Origin of the sequence: Crocosphaera watsonii WH 8501, from assembly GCF_000167195.1 — a bacterium.
GTDB classification, from domain to species: Bacteria; Cyanobacteriota; Cyanobacteriia; order Cyanobacteriales; family Microcystaceae; genus Crocosphaera; species Crocosphaera watsonii.
The window spans coordinates 1-4,104 of record NZ_AADV02000251.1 but is presented as its reverse complement, the minus strand read 5'-3'; the positions used below and the strand labels follow the sequence as shown (position 1 = coordinate 4,104).

General features: G+C 39.1%; 4 protein-coding genes and 3 pseudogenes. 3 read left to right on the top strand and 4 right to left on the bottom strand.

All coding sequences use genetic code 11. From position 1 onward, the window contains the following. Positions 1 to 92: 92 nt before the first annotated feature. Positions 93 to 683 (top strand): annotated as a pseudogene (locus CWATDRAFT_RS30110) (transposase); the annotation flags it as partial. Between the two features lie 17 nt (positions 684 to 700). Here the strand turns inward: CWATDRAFT_RS30110 and CWATDRAFT_RS37940 are convergent. From CWATDRAFT_RS37940 to CWATDRAFT_RS30095, 4 genes are all read right to left on the bottom strand, one after another. Further along, a complete protein-coding gene (locus CWATDRAFT_RS37940) occupies positions 701 to 859 on the bottom strand; it encodes a hypothetical protein (protein WP_157134212.1) in 159 nt (52 codons plus the stop codon). A gap of 13 nt (positions 860 to 872) precedes the next feature. Beyond that, complete coding sequence (locus CWATDRAFT_RS30105; protein WP_007308502.1) at positions 873 to 1,409, bottom strand: LabA-like NYN domain-containing protein; 537 nt, start codon at positions 1,407 to 1,409, stop codon at positions 873 to 875. Between the two features lie 142 nt (positions 1,410 to 1,551). Further along, on the bottom strand, positions 1,552 to 2,382 hold the full coding sequence (locus tag CWATDRAFT_RS30100) for a sulfurtransferase (protein ID WP_007308501.1): 831 nt from the start codon (positions 2,380 to 2,382) through the stop codon (positions 1,552 to 1,554). A gap of 23 nt (positions 2,383 to 2,405) precedes the next feature. Then, complete coding sequence (locus CWATDRAFT_RS30095) at positions 2,406 to 2,834, bottom strand: ATP-binding protein (RefSeq protein WP_021829215.1); 429 nt, start codon at positions 2,832 to 2,834, stop codon at positions 2,406 to 2,408. A 184-nt stretch (positions 2,835 to 3,018) separates the two neighbouring features. Here CWATDRAFT_RS30095 and CWATDRAFT_RS30090 point away from each other — a divergent pair. Continuing rightward, positions 3,019 to 3,522 (top strand): annotated as a pseudogene (locus CWATDRAFT_RS30090) (response regulator transcription factor); the annotation flags it as partial. Positions 3,523 to 3,585: 63 nt separating this feature from the next. Then, a pseudogene (locus CWATDRAFT_RS30085) lies at positions 3,586 to 4,104 on the top strand (helix-turn-helix domain-containing protein); the annotation flags it as partial.

Here is a 4,104-nt window from a genome sequence, read left to right as displayed (position 1 = left end):
AAAAAAAAAAAAAAAAAAAAAAAAAAAAAAAAAAAAGAAGGGAGGAGAAGGAGGAGACTGAATTCAGCCGGTACCANTGACGGGAATTTAGGAAAACAATAGAGTTTGGAGCTAAACTCTCAGTAAGCTGTGTAGATAACTATGTGTTTCTAGACAAAATAAGTTGGGAAAACTTCAATGAATCTTGTCATTTAAAAGAACAAGTAGAAAAGTATAAAGAAACGTTTGGCTATTATCCCGAATCCGTCCATGTAGATAAAATTTATCGAACTAGGGAAAACAGAAATTGGTGTAAGGAAAGAGGGATAAGAATCAGTGGTCCGAAGTTAGGAAGACCTCCGAAAAATGTCAGTGAAGAAGAAAAGAAACAAGCCCACTCCGATGAATGCTTCCGTAATGCTATTGAGGGAAAGTTTGGACAAGCTAAACGAAGATTTAGCCTAAATCTCGTGATGACAAAACTCCCTGAAACCTCCATTACATCTATTGCTATTACATTTTTATTTGTCAATCTTTCTAAACTTCTGAGGCAGTTTTTGTCGCTTTTTTTGTCCTTATTTACTAATAATAGAACAGGGGAACTCATCAAACCGCCTTTCATTAATTTTGATTATACTTTAAACAATTTTTATGTACTAAAACTTATTGATTTGTCAGAAAATTCTTGGTCAAAAGTGGCATAAATTTTGGAGAAACTTTTTCAGCAAACCCTAATTAAAGCGATAAACCCTTTAACTACGGCTCTGGCAATAGTTTGCTCTAACCCCTCATTCGTCATCACCTTATGGATGATTTTTTCCACTTCATTATCAACCTTTCTAGCGAGGGATCTTCTACGCTTCTTTTCGGGAGAGTCCATAATAATTAGTTAGTCAGTAGTCTTGCTTTTCTATACTATCCTTGATATCATTTAAGTCAATATAACGATCAGTTGCATTGCGTAATTCCCTAGCGATCATACCTTCTGTAGAAACAACAGTAATATGGGTATTCTTTGATCTCAATAACTCGATCGCCCGTTCAAAATCTCCGTCCCCACTAAATAGAATAACCCGATCATACTGATCCACAGTGTTAAACATATCCACGACAATTTCAATATCCAGGTTTGCTTTTTGGGAGTATCTTCCCGAGGTATCATCGTAGTATTCCTTTAAAATTTTTGTTCTTACTGTATATCCCAAACTAATCAAAGCATCACGGAAACCCCTTTGATCCTGAGAATCTTTTAAACCGGTGTACCAAAAAGCATTAATTAAAGAAACGTGGGGATCATTGGTAAAATAGTCTAAAACTCGCCTGGGATCAAAAAACCAACCATTTTTTTGCTGAGCATAAAACATATTATTCCCATCAACAAATATAGAAAGACGCTCTTTCTGACATAGACAACTATTCGTAGCATCCATAAAATTGAGACCTAAGTATAAATAAAAATAAAGAATAGATAAGTAGCTTAATTGTTTAGATTAGTAAGGTTACTTAACTAAAATTTTACCTTAAAAGCTTACCAGTTTCTAGGAAGGATTGTATTTAAGTGAATCTAGGAGATTATCTTTCACCTAAGTAGGAACACCAATCACTCCAACCCCTAGGATACAATTTTGCTCCTTTTATCCCTACTGATTCCAGAGAAAGAAGATTGACACAAGCGGTAACTCCCGAACCGCAATAGAGAATTATCTCCTCAGAACCTTCAAAATTAGCCCACAAGCCCCTTTGTTGCGGTTGAGGTTTGATATAACCTTCTTGGTTGCTAACGTCCTTCCAGGGGGAATTAACCGCCCCTGGAATATGACCTGCGATCAGGTCGATGGGTTCCCTTTTCCCTTCATAGCGATCGCCGTCTCGTGAATCGATTACAATAACCTTGGCTGAGTCTTTGCGTTGTTTGAGGGCTTCAATATCTACGAGCCAATGATCATGGGGTTGGGGTAGGAAATTCCCTGATTTTAGGGATGGAGTGCTACTATCCAGGGGATAATTATTGCTTTGCCAACCTGTCCAACCTCCATCTAAAACGGCTACTTTTTCATGGCCAAAGTAACGTAATAACCACCATAAACGGGCGGAAAAAGCAAAGCGGAGATCATCGTAAGCAAGAACTAAAGTTTCCCCCAATGTAATCCCCATAGACTCTAATTTTTTAGCAAAAGTAGAGGGATCGGGCAAAGGGTGACGGCCACCGTGGGTGGTAACGGGAGCAGATAAATCTTGATCTAAGTTTAAATAATAAGCTCCTGGGATATGATTGATTAGATATTGTTCATATCCCCAGTTAGGATCTCCTAGACGGAAGCGACAATCAATAATAACAAGGTTAGGATTAGAAAGTTGACCAGCGAGCCATTCACTGGAAATAGTAGGGTTAATATTAGACATAATAATATTCTATCCCGACGAGCTTAGGGAAGGGAAAATTTTTTGATTATTAACAGGCAGTTGCGCTCATCGTTTTTGCGCTCATAACTTAATTGAGCAGATATTTTTTGTAAGATAGGTAGTCCTTGGCCATGACCAGCAAAACGGTTATCCTTATCAGCATTAGCTTCCAGAAATGCCTGTAAGTCAAAAAATGGTCCAAAGTCCCAAATCCTCATTTCTAAGCTATCAGACCTTAATTTAATTTCAATTTCCACAAAGATATCCCCAGAAATATCCTTATGAGCGTGACGCACCGCATTTGTAAAACCTTCTGCTAAAGCTAGTTGACAGTGCAGCCAATCTTTTTTTGGTATCCAAGCTTGATTTAGTTGATCAAAGTAACCTAAAACCTCGTCCAATGCTTTTAGGTCGCTATTTACTTTAAAGGAAATCTCTCGGAGGACGCTCAATGATTCAAAGCCTCTACAATCAACTATAGTTGAGACAGATAGAATAGGAATCACATATCCCTATCATAATCATAATAACTAGCTCTAGTTTACCCTAACTTCTACAATAGTAGTTAAGTTGCTGTTGAATTCCCCTGAAATCTTTTGGCTCAATTCTTGCTCAAACTCCTCATAACTGTCAATTATGGTTCAAATCTTATTGATTGATGATGATTCCACTATTCGCTTGCTCTTAGAGAGAACCCTCAAACGTCAGGGTTATGATGTGGTTTGCGCTGGCAATGGAGAAGAAGGGTTAGTTAAGGCCAAGGAGTTACACCCAGCGATGATTATTTGTGATTGGGTGATGCCGGGGGTAAGTGGGTTGCAAGTGTGTCGTCAGGTGAAGAGTCTTCCTGATTTAGCCACCACTTTTTTTATTTTACTGACTTCTCTGGGATCGGTGGAAGATCGGGTCAAGGGTTTGGATGCCGGAGCCGATGATTTTCTCTGTAAACCCATCGAAATGAACGAGTTTATTGCTAGGATTAGGGCAGGTTTAAGGCTACATCAATTGAGTCAAGATTTAACGGAACAAAAGCAACTTTTAGAAGCAGAATTGGCCGAAGCAGCGGAATATGTTAGCTCTATTTTACCAACACCCCTCAAACATAATTGTTTAACTATTAATTCTCGTTTTCTTCCTTCTAGTGCAGCTTGGCGAAAGTAATCCACCAGATTTTTACAGAAACTTTCGTGACTAGCCACGACAATGTGTTTCAATGAAACTAACGGAAGAATCTCGAAGTTGATGTCCATGATAAAAGCATTGCCAATTAACCTCTCCAACCTACAGAAAACAGTACTCCAACAAATAGTGAGAGGGACAACAAACCCCTATCGCCTTGTTAGACGAGCCAAGCTAATCTTAGCCGCAGCATCAGGAGAGAGCAATAGTTCGATTAGTCGAAGATTAGAATTAGACCGAGTACAAGTGCGTCAGTGGCGATCGCGATGGTTTGAGGAGAGAGAAAAACTGAGTGCCGCCGAAGAACAACAGGTAACGGAGAAAGCATTAATGGTCTTGATCAAAGGAATTTTAAGCGATCGCCCAAGACCTGGAACAACAAAATCCTTTACGGTCGAACAAGTAGTCCAGATTGTAGCGATCGCTTGTGAAGAATGTGACAAATCAGACAGACCAGTGAGCCCATTGGACACCTTCAAAGTTGGCGGATGAAGCCATAAAAAGAGGAATTGTCGAAAAGATTTCCCCCGTAGTGTGGGGCGT